The sequence below is a fragment of the Paenibacillus glycanilyticus genome (assembly GCF_023715145.1).
GTDB lineage: Bacteria > Bacillota > Bacilli > Paenibacillales > Paenibacillaceae > Pristimantibacillus > Pristimantibacillus glycanilyticus_A.
Map to the genome: position 1 here is coordinate 792,530 of NZ_JAMBNP010000001.1, position 17,093 is coordinate 809,622.

At 49.9% G+C, this 17,093-nt stretch carries 19 protein-coding genes, 2 tRNA genes and 1 riboswitch; of the genes, 4 read left to right on the forward strand and 17 right to left on the reverse strand.

What is annotated here, in order from left to right:
• Positions 1-9: 9 nt before the first annotated feature.
• From M3194_RS03685 to M3194_RS03705, 5 genes are all read right to left on the reverse strand, one after another.
• Complete coding sequence (locus tag M3194_RS03685; protein WP_251651666.1) at positions 10-282, reverse strand: hypothetical protein; 273 nt, start codon at positions 280-282, stop codon at positions 10-12.
• Positions 279-593 (reverse strand): YlaH-like family protein, encoded by a 315-nt coding sequence (locus tag M3194_RS03690; protein ID WP_251651667.1) that lies wholly within the window; start codon positions 591-593, stop codon positions 279-281. Before M3194_RS03690 ends, M3194_RS03685 begins: the two co-directional genes overlap by 4 nt.
• 28 nt (positions 594-621) lie before the next feature.
• Positions 622-2,466, reverse strand: coding sequence for a translational GTPase TypA (typA, locus tag M3194_RS03695; protein WP_251651668.1), 1,845 nt, complete (start codon positions 2,464-2,466; stop codon positions 622-624).
• A gap of 51 nt (positions 2,467-2,517) precedes the next feature.
• On the reverse strand, positions 2,518-3,003 hold the full coding sequence (locus M3194_RS03700; protein ID WP_132306326.1) for a hypothetical protein: 486 nt from the start codon (positions 3,001-3,003) through the stop codon (positions 2,518-2,520).
• Positions 3,004-3,161: 158 nt separating this feature from the next.
• The gene (locus M3194_RS03705; RefSeq protein WP_251651669.1) at positions 3,162-3,827 is read right to left on the reverse strand and encodes a TerC family protein; all 666 of its coding nucleotides are present in this window, start codon (positions 3,825-3,827) and stop codon (positions 3,162-3,164) included.
• 161 nt (positions 3,828-3,988) lie between these two features.
• Here M3194_RS03705 and M3194_RS03710 point away from each other — a divergent pair, with 161 nt between their 5' ends.
• The gene (locus M3194_RS03710; protein WP_251651670.1) at positions 3,989-4,687 is read left to right on the forward strand and encodes a TerC family protein; all 699 of its coding nucleotides are present in this window, start codon (positions 3,989-3,991) and stop codon (positions 4,685-4,687) included.
• A gap of 22 nt (positions 4,688-4,709) precedes the next feature.
• Here the strand turns inward: M3194_RS03710 and thiI are convergent, their stop codons facing one another.
• The 12 genes from thiI to M3194_RS03770 form a co-directional block, all read right to left on the reverse strand.
• Positions 4,710-5,930: a tRNA uracil 4-sulfurtransferase ThiI gene (gene thiI, locus M3194_RS03715; protein ID WP_251651671.1), complete on the reverse strand. Its 1,221-nt coding sequence runs from the start codon at positions 5,928-5,930 to the stop codon at positions 4,710-4,712.
• 1 nt (position 5,931) lies between these two features.
• On the reverse strand, positions 5,932-7,089 hold the full coding sequence (locus tag M3194_RS03720) for a cysteine desulfurase family protein (RefSeq protein ID WP_251651672.1): 1,158 nt from the start codon (positions 7,087-7,089) through the stop codon (positions 5,932-5,934).
• A gap of 120 nt (positions 7,090-7,209) precedes the next feature.
• Complete coding sequence (locus tag M3194_RS03725; protein ID WP_251651673.1) at positions 7,210-7,893, reverse strand: lytic transglycosylase domain-containing protein; 684 nt, start codon at positions 7,891-7,893, stop codon at positions 7,210-7,212.
• Positions 7,894-8,035: 142 nt separating this feature from the next.
• Positions 8,036-8,650, reverse strand: a complete 615-nt coding sequence (locus M3194_RS03730; protein WP_251651674.1) for a nitroreductase family protein — start codon at positions 8,648-8,650, stop codon at positions 8,036-8,038.
• 181 nt (positions 8,651-8,831) lie between these two features.
• The gene (locus M3194_RS03735) at positions 8,832-9,560 is read right to left on the reverse strand and encodes a DUF6081 family protein (RefSeq protein WP_251651675.1); all 729 of its coding nucleotides are present in this window, start codon (positions 9,558-9,560) and stop codon (positions 8,832-8,834) included.
• Positions 9,561-9,601: 41 nt separating this feature from the next.
• Positions 9,602-10,522, reverse strand: coding sequence for a prenyltransferase (locus M3194_RS03740; protein ID WP_251651676.1), 921 nt, complete (start codon positions 10,520-10,522; stop codon positions 9,602-9,604).
• A gap of 166 nt (positions 10,523-10,688) precedes the next feature.
• The gene (locus tag M3194_RS03745) at positions 10,689-11,447 is read right to left on the reverse strand and encodes a hypothetical protein (protein ID WP_251651677.1); all 759 of its coding nucleotides are present in this window, start codon (positions 11,445-11,447) and stop codon (positions 10,689-10,691) included.
• Positions 11,444-12,142, reverse strand: a complete 699-nt coding sequence (locus M3194_RS03750) for an ABC transporter ATP-binding protein (RefSeq protein ID WP_251651678.1) — start codon at positions 12,140-12,142, stop codon at positions 11,444-11,446. Before M3194_RS03750 ends, M3194_RS03745 begins: the two co-directional genes overlap by 4 nt.
• A 5-nt stretch (positions 12,143-12,147) precedes the next feature.
• Positions 12,148-12,543: a GntR family transcriptional regulator gene (locus M3194_RS03755; RefSeq protein WP_251651679.1), complete on the reverse strand. Its 396-nt coding sequence runs from the start codon at positions 12,541-12,543 to the stop codon at positions 12,148-12,150.
• 44 nt (positions 12,544-12,587) lie between these two features.
• Positions 12,588-13,346 (reverse strand): DUF2705 family protein, encoded by a 759-nt coding sequence (locus tag M3194_RS03760; RefSeq protein ID WP_251651680.1) that lies wholly within the window; start codon positions 13,344-13,346, stop codon positions 12,588-12,590.
• Positions 13,339-14,292, reverse strand: coding sequence for an ABC transporter ATP-binding protein (locus M3194_RS03765; protein WP_251651681.1), 954 nt, complete (start codon positions 14,290-14,292; stop codon positions 13,339-13,341). Before M3194_RS03765 ends, M3194_RS03760 begins: the two co-directional genes overlap by 8 nt.
• Positions 14,293-14,483: 191 nt before the next feature.
• Positions 14,484-16,262, reverse strand: a complete 1,779-nt coding sequence (locus M3194_RS03770) for a methyl-accepting chemotaxis protein (protein ID WP_251651682.1) — start codon at positions 16,260-16,262, stop codon at positions 14,484-14,486.
• Between the two features lie 92 nt (positions 16,263-16,354).
• Positions 16,355-16,443, reverse strand: a riboswitch (cyclic di-GMP riboswitch).
• 167 nt (positions 16,444-16,610) lie between these two features.
• Here M3194_RS03770 and M3194_RS03775 point away from each other — a divergent pair.
• The 3 genes from M3194_RS03775 to M3194_RS03785 all read left to right on the forward strand — a co-directional run bounded on the left by M3194_RS03775 (position 16,611) and on the right by M3194_RS03785 (position 17,061).
• Entirely contained in the window at positions 16,611-16,823 is a 213-nt protein-coding gene (locus M3194_RS03775) for a YrzA family protein (RefSeq protein WP_251651683.1), read from the forward strand.
• A 77-nt stretch (positions 16,824-16,900) separates the two neighbouring features.
• Positions 16,901-16,976: transfer RNA gene (locus M3194_RS03780), tRNA-Thr, on the forward strand.
• Positions 16,977-16,984: 8 nt separating this feature from the next.
• Positions 16,985-17,061, forward strand: a tRNA-Pro gene (locus M3194_RS03785).
• The last annotated feature ends 32 nt before the right edge of the window (positions 17,062-17,093 follow it).

Below are 17,093 nucleotides of genomic sequence, written 5' to 3' on the forward strand. Positions count from 1 at the left end.
ACCTTCATGTCAGTTATATTTCGGATTCGACCGAATATCAACGAGAAGCTGCTCGGCAGCTTCCCGCGGATACAATTGCAGCTTGGTGCGCCCGTTGCGTTCATACCTGACATGAACCATCGTCGCATCCGTTGCCGAAATTTGCGTGCCGGTTACCCCGTGATCTTCCGACAAAATTTGCGCGAAAAAGTCACGGGTATCCAGCGCCGCCCGATCATCCGGCCGGTCTTCGGCTACGATATGAATCTGCAGCCAGTTGAACAAGGCGTCATCAAACGTCATTTGCCCGAATCAGCTTCCTTTACGGCGCCGCTGCCGGCCCGGTTATTTTTCCATTTGTCATAAAGCTGCCGGCCTCGAAGCATCAGCATCATCAGCACGGCGATTCCCATACATTGCACGATAGGAAGCTTGTCGACCTGAAGGATCATCAGTACAAACGAACCAATGGCCATCAGGATGTAAACAAGCACTTCTTTCAAAATCGGAAGCTTCTGATTGTTCGCCCTGAACACTTTGTTGAAGATATAAATCGTAAATCCAAGAATAAGCAAATACGAAACGGCGTGATGGTCGCTCAACCATTGCTGCATGCCGTGACCCCCTTAGCCTGCCTGGTGATTATACGCCTGCTTGCGCGGTTTTGCGATGTTTCTCGGCACGCTCGCGCTCGCTCTTGTTCAAGATTTTCTTACGCAGACGAATCGACTTCGGCGTAATTTCACAGAACTCATCGTCATTCAAATACTCAAGCGCTTGTTCAAGGGAGAACAGACGTGGAGTTTTGAGTTTAACCGTATCATCTTTACCAGCAGAACGTACGTTAGTCAGTGCTTTCTCTTTACAGATATTTACGATGATGTCGTTATCGCGGGTATGCTCGCCAACGATCATGCCTTCATAAATTTCTGTACCCGGCTCAACAAATTGAATACCGCGGTCTTCTACGCCCAACATGCCATAGAAGGTGGATGTTCCTGTCTCGCTCGATACGAGTACGCCTTGGTGACGTCCGCCAACTCCTGCCGCAAGCGGTCCGTAGCTGTCGAAAGCATGGTTCATAATGCCGTAGCCGCGCGTCAATGTCAGGAACGAAGTACGGTAACCGATCAAGCCGCGTGCAGGAATAATAAACTCCAGACGAACTTGGCCATTGCCGTTGTTGATCATGTTGACCATTTCGGCCTTGCGTGTTCCAAGGCTTTCCATAACGGCGCCCATGCTATCCTCCGGAACGTCAATCAGGAGGCGTTCGTACGGCTCGGATTTAACGCCGTCAACTTCCTTGATAATTACTTCCGGCTTCGAAACCTGAATTTCGAATCCTTCACGGCGCATATTCTCAATCAGAATACCAAGGTGAAGTTCACCACGGCCGGAAACGATAAAGGCGTCCGGGCTGTCTGTTTCGTCTACGCGAAGCGCTACGTCTGTTTCAAGCTCTTTGAACAAACGCTCACGAATCTTACGGGATGTTACCCATTTACCTTCACGGCCTGCAAACGGGCTGTTGTTAACAAGGAATGTCATCTGCAAAGTAGGCTCATCAATCTTCAATACAGGCAGAGCTTCGGGCTTAGAAGGATCAGCAATCGTCTCACCGATGTTAATGTCCTTAATACCTGCGATAGCAACGATGTCACCAGCGCCTGCTTCTTCAATCTCGACACGTTTCAGTCCCTGGAAGCCGAACAGCTTCTCGATGCGGGCCTGCTTCACAGCGCCCTCGCGGTTGATGACCGCCACGGTTTGTCCTTGACGGACGATACCGCGGTTTACGCGGCCAACTGCGATACGACCCAGGTATTCATTGTAATCAAGCAAAGTAACAAGAAATTGCAGCGGCTCATCAACCGTTTCCGTAGGATGCGGGATATGGCTTACAATGGTTTCGTACAAAGCTTGCATGTTGTCTTCTTGCTTCTCAGGTTCGGACTCAAGACTGGAAGTACCCATCAGCGCGGAAGCATAAACAACCGGGAACTCCAGCTGATCGTCATTGGCGCCAAGCTCAATGAACAGGTCAAGCACTTCATCAATAACTTCCGTAGGGCGGGCATTCGGACGGTCAATTTTATTGACGACAACAATTGGCGTAAGGTTGCTTTCCAATGCTTTGCGCAATACGAATTTTGTTTGCGGCATGCAGCCTTCAAACGCGTCAACAACGAGCAATACGCCGTCAACCATCTTCATGATCCGTTCTACTTCGCCGCCAAAGTCCGCGTGCCCAGGTGTGTCGACGATATTAATAAGATAGTCTTTATACGTAATCGCCGTATTTTTCGCCAGGATGGTAATACCGCGCTCGCGTTCCAGATCGTTGGAATCCATTGCACGCTCCTGTACAGCTTCATGCTCTCTAAATGTACCTGATTGCTGCAGCAGCTTATCAACCAATGTTGTTTTACCGTGGTCAACGTGAGCGATAATCGCAATATTCCGGATGTTTTCTCTTGCTTGCATAACTAATAATCCACTCCATTTTCTCTAATTTTCTTTCTTTCCTTGCAACGCTTACCAGCGACGCGATCGATTCGTGATTACCATCCAGCCTCCGGCAACCATTAATACAAGCGCAACAAGATAAATTCCCCAGCTCCATAATAAGACAAGCAGCAGGAAAACAGCCGAAGCAACGGCTAATGCTATAGACGCCGTAAGCGCAAATCGCGGGCGGGACGAGCCGAATAAATAATATTCGTAAAGGCCGACAGCTGCGCCAAGCAGGAACAGCGGCCACAAATATTTCAGTGCATCCCATCCAAAAATGTTGCAAACCATAAACAGCAGTGCAGACACGGTTAGTATTCCACCGGGAACAAGTACTGCCGCGGGGAGAAGTCTGCCGAAATAAAAAACATGCAGCAAAATTCCCGGAATGAGGACGAGCAGCGGCCAGAAAATAGCCCCCAAAAAGCTGAATACACCAAGCTTGCCCAGTAAAATAACGACCCCAGCTAGTAACACAATAATTCCAGCGGAATATTTGTTATTAGGCATTTGCGTTCCGCTCCTTACAACGTCTACCCCCATACATGACGAAAGACGCCAGTTTTTATCTATCATAGTTTAAAGGAACTGCGATGAAAATACCAGCGGGAACAGAAGGAACATTGCAAAAAAATACCGTTCACCTGTGAACGGTTTGTGAAAATGGATTAAGTTCTGCGCTTCAATAAACCAATAATCACGACAAACGGTATGCATAAAAGCGGTATCATCTCTGCCGCTGCTCTTGATCCGTTGAATAACAAGGCATCCATGCCGGGATCATGGACAAGCATTCCTCCTGCCGCGTAACCCAGCAGTCCCGCCCCAATATAAACAAACGGAGGGAATTTATGCAATAAGGTTCCAAGCAGCTGACTTCCCCAAATGATCATCGGAATGCTAAGCGCAATCCCAAGCAGAATAAGCACCGTATCGCCGTCAGCCACCGCGGCAATCGCCAGCACGTTATCCAGGCTCATAATGAAATCCGCCGCAACGATCGTGCGGATCGCCTGGGACAAGGACTTGGATTTCTTGCTGGACATATTCAGATCCCCATCGTGTTCCTGTCCGGCGTCGGCAAGGAGCTTTACGGCGATATACAGCAAGAGCAGTGAGCCGACGGCCTGCAGGTAAGGAATCTGGAGCAGCGAGATGGCTGCAAGCGTAAGCAGGCATCGCAGCCCTACTGCGGCAAGAGCTCCCCACCAGACAGCCTTCTTGCGCTCCTTTGGCGGAAGCTGCTGGCTGGCCATTGCAATGACCACGGCATTATCTCCGCTTAACAGCAGGTTAATCAGGACAATTTGAAGAAAAGTAAGCACACTATCCACTTTGCGTTCGCCCCCTCTTTTACAAGCTGTATGAAAAAGGGACAAGTTTTATGAAAGGATGTCCTAAAAAAAAAAAAATGAATCCATCCCCGTCCCTCTTGCGTAGATAATGAAGTCTTCAAGACGATAAGAGGATTTGCAAGAAGGGAGGGTCATGAATCATGGATTTTTTTACAGCAGAATTTTGGCTAGCATTGCTCAACATTGTCTTTATCGATCTCATCCTGGCAGGTGACAACGCCATTGTCATAGGCATGGCCGCTCGCAATTTGCCGATACATCAGCAGAAGAAAGCCGTTCTCTGGGGTACGGCAGGCGCGATTGGCATCCGGATTATTGCTACTGTCGTAGTGGTGCAGCTGCTCGATTTGCCTTGGCTTCACTTGGCTGGCGGTATCCTGCTTCTGTGGATTGCATATAAGCTGCTTGTTCAGGAAGAGGATCAGCATAATGTGAAGGCAGGCAACACGCTCTGGCAATCGGTTCAAACCATCATTATCGCCGATGCGGCAATGGGGATCGACAACGTTATTGCCGTAGCAGGAGCTTCGCACGGCAGCACGCTGCTCGTTGTCCTGGGACTGTTAATCAGCGTACCGGTTATCGTATGGGGTTCGACGCTCTTCATTAAACTCATCAACAAATTTACGTGGATCGTATATCTCGGCTCCGGTGTTCTTGCTTATACAGCCGCCAAGATGATCACTCACGAAAAAGCGTTCAAGGAGTTTTTCGAGGAAAGACCCGCCATTTATTGGTCCTTCCTGGTCCTGATCATTATTCTTGTTATCGCTGTTGGTCTATTCACGAATAGCCGCAAGAAGCAAGACGTTCAAGAAAAAAGCAGAGAAGCCCTTTAAGGGCTCTCTGCTTTTTTTGTATTTAGAACCAGCGGTCTTCCCCGGCTGTTTCCTCCGGAGCTTGCGTTTCCGGTGTCAGCTCCAGCACCTCCGTGCGCTCGACTGCCTCAAGCAGCATTTGCTCGAGCTCCGGTATATACGATTCCGCCCGCTCCACAACGTTCAAATTCGGTTTCGTGGCCGGCGATTTCGGCAGGAACAGCGTACAGCAGTCCTCATACGGAAGAATGGAAGTCGCGAACGTTCCAATCCGCTCCGCTTCGTTAATGATCTCCTGCTTGTCCATCATAAGGAGAGGCTTCAGCAGCGGCAGCACCGTTGCCCTGCCGATCACGTTCATGCTGGTTAACGTCTGGCTTGCCACCTGGCCAAGGCTCTCGCCCGTCACGATACCGCCTGCATCGTTTCTCTCAGCCAATTGCTCCGTAATCCGAAGCATGGCGCGGCGCATCAGCGTGATCATCATATTGTCCTGCTTCGCCTGCACGAGCCTTGTCTGGATCTCGGTAAAGGGCACCAGATGAAGCTTAAGCGGCGCTCCGGCATAGTAAGAAAGCCTTCTGGCAAGATCAATAACCTTTTCCTTCGCCTTGTCGCTCGTGAACGGATAGCTGTGGAAATGCACGGCCTCCAGCTCCAGCCCTTTGCGCATTGCCATCCACCCCGCAACCGGACTGTCGATTCCGCCTGACAGCAGAAGCATGGCTTTGCCGTTGGAGCCAAACGGGAACCCGCCTGCCCCCATAATGACCGTATTGTAAATGTACGTGGCTTCCTCCTGAATATCGACGCGCAGATCCACTTCCGGATTCCGGACATCCACTTTCAAATCCGCAAAGGCGCGCAGCACATGCGAGCCAACCAGATGATTCATCTCCTGAGAAGTATGTGGGTATGGCTTCCAGGCGCGCTTGGCGCTGACTTTGAAAGTCGCCGGCGTCTGCTCAAGCCCCTCCATCAGTTGAAGGGCAGCTGCCTGAATGCGCTCAAGCTCGTTCTCCACCCCGATAACCGGACTGAAGGAAATAATGCCGAAAACATCCTTCAGGCGCTCTGCGATCGCTTCAAACGGCTCTCCGTTCAAGCTGACCGTCAGGCGGCCGAAAGTCTTGGCATAAGTCAGAGCAGGAAAGCTTTGCAAAGCAAGCTTGATCTGCTGCAGCATACGCTTCTCGAATTGATTGCGGTTGCGTCCTTTCATGACGAGGTCGCCATAACGGACAATTATTTTATCGTAAATCACGTTACGTTTTGCTCCTTTCAAGCGGCTTCAGCTGCGCAACGGTCTGGCTCAGCATATCAGCAAGCTTGTCAATATCTTGCGCGGTATGTTCGTCTCCAAAGCTGATACGGATTCCTCCGGAGGCATGCCCCGGAGATGCTCCCATAGCGAGCAGGATCCGGCTGGGTTTGTTATCCTTCGAGGAGCATGCCGACTTGGTAGACACGATGGCGCCATGCTGCTCCAGCATATGGACAATAACCTCCGGCTTCATGCCGGGATAAGAAAAATGTACAATATGCGGCGCCATGAGAGCCGCATCCGCGCTTCCGTTCAGCTTCAGCTCCGGAATCCGGGCTACCTTCTCGATCAGCCTCTCCCGAAGCTCGTACATGCGGGATCGGTTCTTCTCCTCGGCCTGCATGCTCATGCGCAGCGCTTTAGCGGAAGCCACAATGCCGGGTACGTTCTGCGTACCTGCCCGCATGCCGCGCTCCTGCGTGCCTCCGGATTGAAGCGGCTGCAGCTGCAGCCCCTCCCGTACATACAAGTATCCGACGCCTTTAGGTCCGCGAAGCTTATGGGCTGATCCGCTGAGCAGATCGATTCTCCATTCCTTCAGCTTGACCGGGAGCTTGCCGATGCTTTGCACCGCATCCACATGGAACAAGATACGGGGGAATTGGGACAGCAGCCTGCCGATCTGCTCGATCGGCTGAATAGAGCCCACTTCATTATTCACATGCATAATGCTGACGAGCGTCGTCTCTTCGGTAATAGCAGCCTGCAGCTGCTTAAGATCTACATGACCGGTAGCGCTGACTGGCAAATAAGTTACGCGGAAGCCTTCTTGTTCAAGCTGACGAAAGGCATCGTTCACGGAAGCATGCTCAATTTGGGAAGTAATCAGATGATTGCCGCGGCTGCGGAATTGCCGGGCAGCCCCTTTGAGCGCGAGATTATTGCTTTCCGTTCCGCCTGATGTGAACAGCCACCCCTCCGCCTTCACCCCGAACTGCTCGGCCAGCAGGGATCGCGAGCGGGCAATCAGCTTATCGGCTTCGGCACCCGCCTGATGAATGGAGGAAGGATTGGCGTAGTGAGCTTTCATAACTTCCGCGAACGTATCCACGACCTCATGATAAGGCGGGGTTGAAGCGCAATGATCGAAATACAGCATAATCTCAACACCTTCATATAAAATGAGAAAACCTCTATCGGGACCGCTCAAAGATGAGCGACCTCGATTAGAGGCAGGTTTTATCTCCAAACAGAATGTCGGAATTCAATAATTTGCGGATTAATAGCGGGCCTCGAGCACCTTGCTTATGTACCGCTGCGTTTCTGCCGGCAGCTTGTTCAGGTTAGCCTGAAGCTCACTGTCCGTTGAAATGCCAAGCCTGTCCACGCGACCCGGGCCTGCATTGTAAGCGGCAAGCGCCACCTGTTCGTTACCGTTGTATTTACCCAGCAGATAGGATAAATACTTCGATCCGCCGTCGATGTTCTGCTGCGGATCCAGCGAATTCGTTACGCCAAGGCTGCGGGCAGTTGCATCCATCAGCTGCATCAGTCCTTTCGCCCCGACCGAGGAGACAGCATCGGATTTGAAGCCGGACTCCGTTCGGATAACTCCTCTAATAAGCTCCGGATCAATGCCGTATTTGGCTGCGGCGTTCGTGATGAATGCGTCATAGTCGGTTGGCGAGCTGTATGCTGCTTCAGCCCCGCCGTCTAATCCTGCATTGTACAGATTAGGGAGACTCGACAATCTGGCAAGCGAATCCGAAGCAAGCACGGACTGATCCATACCTGCCGCGTCTGCAAAATCACCGTTCATATATTGCGACAGCAACAGATCAAACATCGATGATTGGCCATCGCCGCTATTCTGATCAAGCGGATTTACCGCGGTTTGGAAATCCAAGGTTGGCGAAAGCTGCAGCTGGAGCAGCCGCGAGAGCGTGCGGGTGTCGATACTCATATGGTCCTCCTGTCGAATAATAAAGGGTATAAATGATGTATCGGTTTTTATTGTACATGTTTTTAACTATATCGGCTAGTACTGTCGAGGATTGCATGGAAAAAGCAGCCCCTTCGCCTGAAGGAGCTGCTTTCCTCGATTATTATTTGAAAATTTTCACGCGCTCGTCAATAGGTTGGAATGCTTTCTCGCCTGGCTCGGCAGTTGGCGTGCCAAACGGCATTTGCGCAATCAGCTGCCAGCTAGCCGGAATGTTCCAAGCTTGCTTCACTTCTTCGTCGATCAGCGGGTTGTAATGCTGCAGGGAAGCGCCAAGACCTTGCTCCTCAAGCAGCGTCCATACCACGTATTGAACGATTGCCGAAGAATGCTGCGACCATTTCGGGAAGTTGTCGGCATAGCTTGGGAATTGGTTTTGCAGACCTTCAACAACCGTTGTGTCCTCGAAGAACAACACCGAGCCGTGGCCGGCTTTGAAGCTGTCAACACGCTGTTCAGTGGAAGCGAATTGATCGGCAGGCACAATTTTGCGAAGGGCTTCCTTCACGATATTCCAAAGCTTATCATGGTTCTCGCCGAGCAGCACGACAACACGCGCGCTTTGGGAGTTGAAAGCCGAAGGGGAGTACTTAACAGCGTCTTGTACAAGGCTGATGATTTGATCGTCCGAAATTGGCGATTGGTTGTTGATTGCATAATAAGTGCGTCTTGCTTTTACCGCTTCAATCAGCGATTTAGAGGTAGTAGTATTTGACATTTTTGTATGCCTCCTAAGTGAATTATAAGTAACTTTCTTTATGTTAGTAACAATACAATATACTGAATGCTATGTCAAGCATATCTTATCTTGTCTAATACGCTGTCTTATATATGTGTTAATGATTGGCCCCAGGCTGTCAGCAGGCAAAAGCCGCCCCTCTCGGGACGGCTTAACGATCTTATTCGGTTATCTTAATTGTTATTGGCGAATACTCCCCTATAACGGTTTGGCCATGAACGGATACGCTGCCCTCCGGCGTCAGATCCTTCTCAGTCATAATGCCAAGCGCTACGGTGAACTGGTTGAATTTCACGGGAACGTTATGCTCTCTGCGTACTTCTGTACCGTTTACGAAGAAAACAATCTCGTCTTTCTCGCGGTTATAGGTAATTTTGTACGTATTGAATTCACGCGCCTCAAATTCGGTGGATTCCTTGAATACGCAGAAAAATCTCGTCTTGTCCGATACGGGCACCGGAACACCCGGGAATGGCAGAACGGCATATACGCTGGCGTATTTGTCGTTGCCCGCGAAGAAATCAAGCGCGCCGCCCGTTGTAAAGTCAAGCAGATTCAGCGAGGCATAACCGTCATACAGGTCGCCGGGGGCGGTGTTCTGCGAGCGGGCGCGAATCTGAAGCTCAAAGCTGATCTCGCCTTTCTCCGGCACTTCAACCGGCTTTGCCGAATAATACATATGCTTGGCGTTGTCCAAGATTTGAATCTTGTCATGCTTGCGGCTAAGAGGCGCGCTGACATACAGAATGCCATTGCGGACAATAACAACCGCATCCGGTTCACGGTATTGCCAGAATGATCCGTCCGGGAGCGGGAAGCCGCCAATCGTCCATACTTTGCCTTCGTCAAGAATGGTATCAAAGTCTCCAAGTACCCATTGTTTGCTCATTTTCCAGTTATTCCTCGGCTTTCTATAAAATATGGCCCTCTTTACAAGAGGCCTTGAATAACCAACGCAGCAATGAGAATCATGCCGCAGCGGTTTGTAGCTTTGACGGAACCGCCCATCAGAGGCAAATAAGCGTGAGACGGGTTATGCTCCTTCAGCTTGCCGTATACCGCATACAGCGGGATAGCCGTCAACAGGCCCAGTAGGGCATACCAAGGAAGCGCGCTTGTAAAGACGCAGACAAGCAGCGATGCGTAAGCCAGAACAAGCAGCCATCTGGAGAAGACCAGCGCGTGCCGTTCTCCCCATACCACCACCAGTGTATTTTTGCCGGCCTGCTTGTCCGCCTGCCAGTGCAGGAAATGATGATTAAACAAGATAAGCGTCGTCAAGAGGCCGATTGGCAAGGATAACAGCAACGCCCGGTAATCCAGCTGCGATGACTGCACATAGTAAGCGCCGGCAACGGGCAAAATACCAAACGACAGCAAAATAGCGATCTCGCTGTACCCTTTGCCGCGGTAACCAAAGCGAATCGGCGGCGCAACATAGAAATAAGCGATCAGCCCGCCAAGTCCGCCAAATACAATCACCGGCCAGCCGCTGATTATGGACAGAATAATACCGCTGACCGCCGCGATACCGAACAGGCCCCAGGTAACCGCCGCAAACGTGCGAATGCTCCATGTTCCGTTCGTCAAATATCCGGAATTCGTCGAAATGACTCCTTCTGCCTGCTTGGCAGCCTCGTCCGTTCCGTTGTAGTAGTCCCACAAATCATTAATCATATTCGAGAACAAATGAGCGGCTCCCGAGCCGATTAACGTAAGTACAAACAACCAAAAATCAAAGTTCCCATCCCATACAAAAGCTCCCAAAGCACCAAGCGCAACGGGAATAAGCATAACCGGAAGGACGCGAATACGCGATGCCTTCATAAACTGCTTCATGATGTTATTCAAGCTGCTTGTCTCTCCCTTCTCCTTCTTCCGACCAAACCATTCAAACCTAATTGAAACACTTTCGGCAATTGACCGTCAACTGAAAGAATAGGGCGAAAGCATCAATTTCTGACAAAAAAAGAGCTTCTTTGGGCGCTCGGCACCCGAAGAAGCTCTATCCTATCTCCTATCCTTTAGCTTGAATTTTCCGGTTAATCAAATAGGTCATTACATAGATCAGAACGGCAATAACGGCTGCTTCAAAAATAAGCGGTCCCCAGAAATTCGGTACGGTTGCCTGTACATGCACGACAGCGTCCGAGGAATCGGTAATTCTCACGTTCACGGATTCAAAGAATTGATCCGTCGAGATGTTCATGCTCGGGAACAGCTTTTGTTCCAGCCACTGAATCAATACCTGCAAGGCGATAAAGAGAGCCGCGCCGATCCAGGAGCCTTTTTTCCCCCTGAATACCTTCGCCGCCGTTATGCTTAAAAAGATCAGGAAGACAAACAGGATACTGGACATCATCATGGCCCAGAAGCCTCTGTCTGCCAGAACATCAATTACTCTTAAATGTACGTTACCAACAACGGCTCCAAGCGCAATCAGATGGAGAGCGCCAATCATTCCAATGACAACTAGACCCGCAACTCCGAGCAATAGCGGCGACAGAACCGTATACAAAGCAGGCAGAGGAAGAAGCCGCCGGTTAAAGTACCGGAGATTACGCTCATAGGTCCTGCAGACGGTTACGCAGAGCGTGATCGATATGGCCAAATAAATGAGAAAGGTAAATACATAAATCAGATCCTTCTCCAGGTTCTTGATCTCGCTGTATACCGTAACCCCGGCTCCGGCCAGTACAAACAAGGTTCCCACGATAAGCAGAAAGCCTGCGTTCCGTTTCCAATCATATTTGACCAGCTTAAGCAAATTCATCATTCCGCGAACACCTCTTTAAACAGCTCATCCACGCTTTTCCCTTGCGAGAATCGGATTGTCTCCACTTCCTCCTGCAGGACAATGCTTCCGTTCTTAATTAACACGACTTCATCAAATATCCGTTCAATGTCCCGCACTAGATGAGTGGACACGATCAAGCAGCTGTCCTCATTGTAATATTTAACGATTGCATCCAGTATTTTCTCGCGGGCAACCGGATCTACGCCGCCAATCGGTTCATCCAGCAGATACAGCTTAGCGTTGCGGGACAAAGCCAAGGTCAGCTGCAGCCGCTCGTTCATTCCTTTGGACAACGTACTGATTCTATCCGATGGCTGCAGCTTCATGAATTGCAGCATTTCGTCGGCTTTCGCCGCATCAAAGTCCAGGTAAAAGTCTTTATAAAAGCCAATCGCATCCTTCACGCGCATCCAGGATTCGGTCAGCGGCTTATCCGGCATAAAAGAGGTCAATGCTTTTGTCCGCAGACCGCTTGACTCCCCGCAGATAAGCAGCTGCCCCGAAGATGGCTGCATAAGGCCTGCGGCTATTTTCATGAGCGTGCTTTTGCCGCTGCCGTTACTTCCGAGCAAGCCAATGATCTTCCCTGGCTGCACCTTGAAGGAAACATTGTCAAGCGCCCGCTTGGCTCCGTAAGTCTTTGTTACTCCCGATAGCTCCAAGATCGATTCCACGTCTCTTATTCACTCCTGTCAGGACGGCTTTCCGCTTTGCCGTCTTTCACGGCATCCTTCACGATGGCAATGATATCGTCCTTCTCAAAGCCAAGCTCCTTCATCCCTTGCACAAATCTATCTAACAGCTCTCCCGCCATCTCTTTCTTTATCTGCATGATCGTTGACTCCTCACTGGTCACAAATCGGCCAAGTCCTCGTCTTGTTTCTACAATGCCTTCCCGCTCCAGCTCCTGGAACGTCCGCTGAATCGTATTGGGGTTAATCTGCAGCTCAAGAGCAAGATCCCGAACCGATTCGATCTTATCGCCGGGGTTTAGCTTGCCGGCAATAATCTGTTTCTTCACATAATTCATAATCTGAATATAAATCGGCATATTGTTGTCAAATACAATTGTCACGGGTGTAGTTTCTCCTTTCCTTCTGTCGGCCAAGAAACGCCCGCTTACGCGATGTCGCGTTTCTTAAATACGGCGAAGCTGACGGATAGGAACAGCGCCATATATACAAGCAGCACAACAATGGAAAATGCCAGCGTCATCCCTTCAATCGGCACTGCGTCGCTGCGATAGACCGACAAGTCCGTATTCGCGAACAGCAAATATTTCGTAATCGTATAACGGGAAAGCAGCATAACGAGCAGGCTTCCTACCATCATGGAGAAAATTCCGATGCCGATCGCCGCGCCATTCGACTTCGTCAGGATACCGATCATAAAAGTCAGCGTGACGAACACGATGGAGTAGGCGGACAGGCTGGCAACATTAATCAGAAAATCCGTCCATGTTGATTCCCCTGCCCCGCCGCCGTAGACGATGTAGCCCGCCGCAACGGCAAGGACGGCAGTCGTAACGACCAGCGTAAGGGCATAAACGATTGAAATCAGGTATTTAGAGGCCAAAATTTTATGGCGGCTTTGCGCCCGGATCAGAAGAAACTTAATGGTACCGTAACGATATTCCTGCGTAACGCTGCCTGCCGCCGCAAGAACGGCAAGAACAGGCACAAGCTGCCCCGCCGCTTGAAGCATGATCGTGCCGGTTGCGAAATCGACCGTTGACGAGACACCTTCAGGCGAGAGTTTATAGAAGGCAAAAGCCATTATTCCGAAAACTACAACCAGTATGGCGTATGCAACGAAGAATGATCTCTTCTTGCTGAGCTTGAGCCACTCATTGATTAACAATCCCGTAAAATTACGCAATGCGGTTACCTCCCGTCAGCCTCATAAACTCTTCTTCCAATGTGGCGCGAACTTCTTCAATCCGGTATATCGCAACGCCTTCAGCCGAAAGCTTTGCTACAAGCTCAGGAATCCGATCATGCTGGAGCTGAATCGTAATCCGGTTCGTGAAGGAATCGGTCTGAGCGATCGTTACGCCCTCCGTCTGGCCGATGACCTCTTGAGCCTGCCCGGCATTGCCCACCTGCATCGAGATAGAGAGCATCTTTTGTTTCGTTGCCTCCGTCTCGCCAAGCGAGCGTACCGTCACAAGCTTACCTTCCTGAATAACAATAACCCGGCTGCACATAAGCTCAATCTCGCTCAATAGATGGCTGGATACCAGAATCGCGATGCCTTCGGACTCCGCAATCTGCTTCAAATATTCGCGCATCTCCTTAATCCCCGCTGGATCCAGACCATTCGTCGGCTCATCCAGAATGAGAAGCTTGGGCTCATGCAGCAATGCCTGCGCGATACCAAGGCGCTGGCGCATGCCTAGCGAATAAGCCCTCACCCTTTTGCCAAGCGCATCCTGCATCCCGACAAGCTTCGTAACCTCTTGGATCCGCGCGTCGGTTACTCCCTCCGTCATCCGCTGGTACTGCTTCAAATTATCGTAGCCTGTCATATACGGATAGAACTCCGGATTTTCAATGATTCCTCCGACATGCCGGATCGCCTGCTCGAAGCTGGTTCGGATGCTTTGTCCGCAGATCCGCACATCCCCTTCCGTCATCCCGATCAGACCTACGATCATACGCATCGTTGTTGTTTTGCCTGCACCGTTTGGCCCAAGCAGACCTACTACTTCACCTTTCGCAATATCAAAGGACAATCCGTCCACAATTGCCTTGCCGCCGATCTTTTTCGTTAAACCGTCCAATTGAAGCACGATCGACGGGTTCGTAATCTTAGCCGTTGTCATAGCGCCGCTCCTTTTGTATTAGTGTTATAGTTGAATAGTACACTAGATCATTAGTAATGTAAAGCGGACTGCATAAAATTATCCAGTTTTTACGAAAATAAGCTGCGCAAACAAAAACAAAGACTGCTCTCCTCGAGTCATCTTTACGATAACCGCTGGATAACAGCCTTTATATTTATTGGTATAAGTAATTATACTTTGAAAATTGCCGCTTTCTCTTTCAGCTCGTACGAGGATTGCTGCAGGTTTTGCGCCATGCCTTGCAGATTATCGGAAATGTTATTCTGCTCGACGGACAAATGCCCCATCTGCTCCATCTTGCCGTTTACATCCGAAGAGGTACTCAAGAGCTTGTCCACCGCAGTGACGATATGGGTAATGCCGGTTGTAATTTCATTAATCGCCGTCGAGATTTCGCTAACCTGTTCAGACAGGGTATGGCTCTGTTTCTCCAGCCCCTTGAACACATCGCTTGCCGCAAGGGATGCCTGCTTCGTGGAGAAGATAACTTCGGCAAAGGCTCCCATGCTCTTGCTGCTCGATGCGACGTCCTCTTGAATCAGATGCATTTCTTTCGAAATATTTTTCGAAATCAAGTCAGTCTGACCCGACAGCTTGCGGATCTCTTCCGCTACAACCGCAAACCCGCGTCCATGCTCGCCGGCACGCGCAGATTCAATGGAGGCATTCAGCGACAACAGGTTTGTCTGCGTATTTACGTCCTGAATGCTCTGCAGGAATTTGGATACGTTGCTGTAGCGCTCTGTAATGCGGTTGAAGGCTTCGGTTACCTGGTTGAATTGCTCTACCGTCTGGTTAACCATATGCACAACGCCTTCCATATCTACCGAGCCCGTATGTGAATCGTCTCTCATCTGCTGCATGTCTTTGTTAATGTAATCGCTCGATGCCGCAATCTCCTGCGAGCTTGCCGAGATCTGCTCCGTTACGGCAGAGATCGAGGTAGCATCGTCGTATTGGGAGAGAAGAACCTTTGTTCCCAGATCAATCTGCCCCTTGACTTCTTCGGAAGCCGTACGGTTGCGCCCGATCATCTCGCCCATCTGGTTCGACATTTGAAGCACGGTCTGGCTGACGCTAAGCGTGGCTTTAACGGTTGCCCTCAAATTATCGCCCATTGCCGCAAGGGAACGGTCTATATCGCCAAATTCATCCTTGCGCCCCAGCGTTTTGTTATAGGTGAAATCATTATGCTGATAAGCATCAATTCGGCCCATAATGCCTTGGAGACCGGCTTTAATGCTCCGCACGAGCCCAATCGTGAACAGGAATGGAATAACGGCCAGCAGGAGAACGTTAATCAGGATAATGATATTTGCCGTATCAACGCTATTGGATAGCTGCTCGTCCGTTTGCGTAGCGTCTACCGTAATCCGGGCATTCACGTTCTGGTTCGCAAATTCCAGCTCGTTCAAATAAATATTTACAAGTCTCAGCACGAGGGCTGATTTCATTTCCGCTGTTATATTCTCGAACTGCGTGACATTGGAGCTCTTCAAATCGTTATAGGCAATCTCATAAATATTAGCCTGTCCGATATAAGTCTGCTGCCCCTCCCCTGCCGGGAACATGCGGTCAAGCTTAGCGAAGGTTTCTTTCAAATGCTCGATCTGACTTGACATGTCTGCCAAACGCTCTTTCGGATCAACGACCGTTGCGTTCTCGCTGTCATTGTTATTCTCGATGGAGTTAATCATGAGGAGCAGCGTTTGAAGCAGCGTATTGGATATCCCCTCGTACTCGCGCTGCGCGCTTGTTAACGTATTTGCGTCTTTTACCGCATGGGATACCGAAAGGTTTTGCGTGTAAATAAATACGCCTGCCACAACGTTAAACAATGTAATGATGCTGGTTAACAGAAGCAATCGGACTCCTATCTTCCGTCTGCCCCCGAGCAGCTGATTTCTAGTACTCAGCCATTGTAATGCCTTCTTAACCCGTTCCTTCATCCTAGTCCGTCTCTCCTCGCTGTCACTGAAAAAAGAATAAGCTATCCGGCCATAGACTTCACGGATAGCTGATTAAGGCACTATGTCCTGCGTCCGGCGGTCTGGCAGCCATCGTTGACTATCCAACATTAGGCCCATAACTTTGCGTCCTTGCCTTTCGGCAAGTTTGCCTTTTTCAGTTTATTTACGACTATTTTCGACACAAGGACTAGTTTAGGATATATCTACCTATTTGTAAACAAAAATTGACATCATTCCCATCCATCCGGACTTTAGTCTCATCTCTTTGAAACCGTAAGCGGAGACGTTATAATAGATTCATTATGATATAGACAGGGGTCATGCAGGATGGAATTTCGGTTGGATCTGATTGATGACAAAGTAGAGTTCTTTCAAGCCAGCGATCTGCGCACGCTGGAGCTGAAGATCGAGCAGCAAATCGAGAATAACAAAGCATTGCTGCTGCAAGTCCATAACGTGCAACATCAAGCCGCATTTAATTCCCTAACAGGAAAAATGCTCTACAGCGCGGTCGTTCATTTCAAGGCCAAGAAGCTTTAAATTTTTTTCAAAAAAGGGCTTGCATAATCCGTACAAGCTGTGGCATAATACGTTTTGTGCCCGATACAAAACAATATGCCGGTGTAGCTCAGTTGGTAGAGCAACTGACTTGTAATCAGTAGGTCGTGGGTTCGACTCCTATCGCCGGCACCATTTTTTTCCGGGACGTAGCTCAGCTTGGTAGAGCACCTGGTTTGGGACCAGGGGGTCGCATGTTCAAATCGTGTCGTCCCGACCATAGAGCAATCACGCAGGAAGCTTGATAGCGAT

What these genes read in the sequence shown, in the direction of transcription:
- M3194_RS03685 (WP_251651666.1), bottom strand. Translation starts at nt 282, where the DNA reads ATGACGTTTGATGACGCCTTGTTCAACTGGCTGCAGATTCATATCGTA.
- M3194_RS03690 (WP_251651667.1), bottom strand. Translation starts at nt 593, where the DNA reads ATGCAGCAATGGTTGAGCGACCATCACGCCGTTTCGTATTTGCTTATT.
- typA (WP_251651668.1), bottom strand. Translation starts at nt 2,466, where the DNA reads ATGCAAGCAAGAGAAAACATCCGGAATATTGCGATTATCGCTCACGTT.
- M3194_RS03700 (WP_132306326.1), bottom strand. Translation starts at nt 3,003, where the DNA reads ATGCCTAATAACAAATATTCCGCTGGAATTATTGTGTTACTAGCTGGG.
- M3194_RS03710 (WP_251651670.1), top strand. Translation starts at nt 3,989, where the DNA reads ATGGATTTTTTTACAGCAGAATTTTGGCTAGCATTGCTCAACATTGTC.
- M3194_RS03720 (WP_251651672.1), bottom strand. Translation starts at nt 7,089, where the DNA reads ATGCTGTATTTCGATCATTGCGCTTCAACCCCGCCTTATCATGAGGTC.
- M3194_RS03725 (WP_251651673.1), bottom strand. Translation starts at nt 7,893, where the DNA reads ATGAGTATCGACACCCGCACGCTCTCGCGGCTGCTCCAGCTGCAGCTT.
- M3194_RS03730 (WP_251651674.1), bottom strand. Translation starts at nt 8,650, where the DNA reads ATGTCAAATACTACTACCTCTAAATCGCTGATTGAAGCGGTAAAAGCA.
- M3194_RS03735 (WP_251651675.1), bottom strand. Translation starts at nt 9,560, where the DNA reads ATGAGCAAACAATGGGTACTTGGAGACTTTGATACCATTCTTGACGAA.
- M3194_RS03745 (WP_251651677.1), bottom strand. Translation starts at nt 11,447, where the DNA reads ATGATGAATTTGCTTAAGCTGGTCAAATATGATTGGAAACGGAACGCA.
- M3194_RS03765 (WP_251651681.1), bottom strand. Translation starts at nt 14,292, where the DNA reads ATGACAACGGCTAAGATTACGAACCCGTCGATCGTGCTTCAATTGGAC.
- M3194_RS03770 (WP_251651682.1), bottom strand. Translation starts at nt 16,262, where the DNA reads ATGAAGGAACGGGTTAAGAAGGCATTACAATGGCTGAGTACTAGAAAT.
- M3194_RS03775 (WP_251651683.1), top strand. Translation starts at nt 16,611, where the DNA reads ATGGAATTTCGGTTGGATCTGATTGATGACAAAGTAGAGTTCTTTCAA.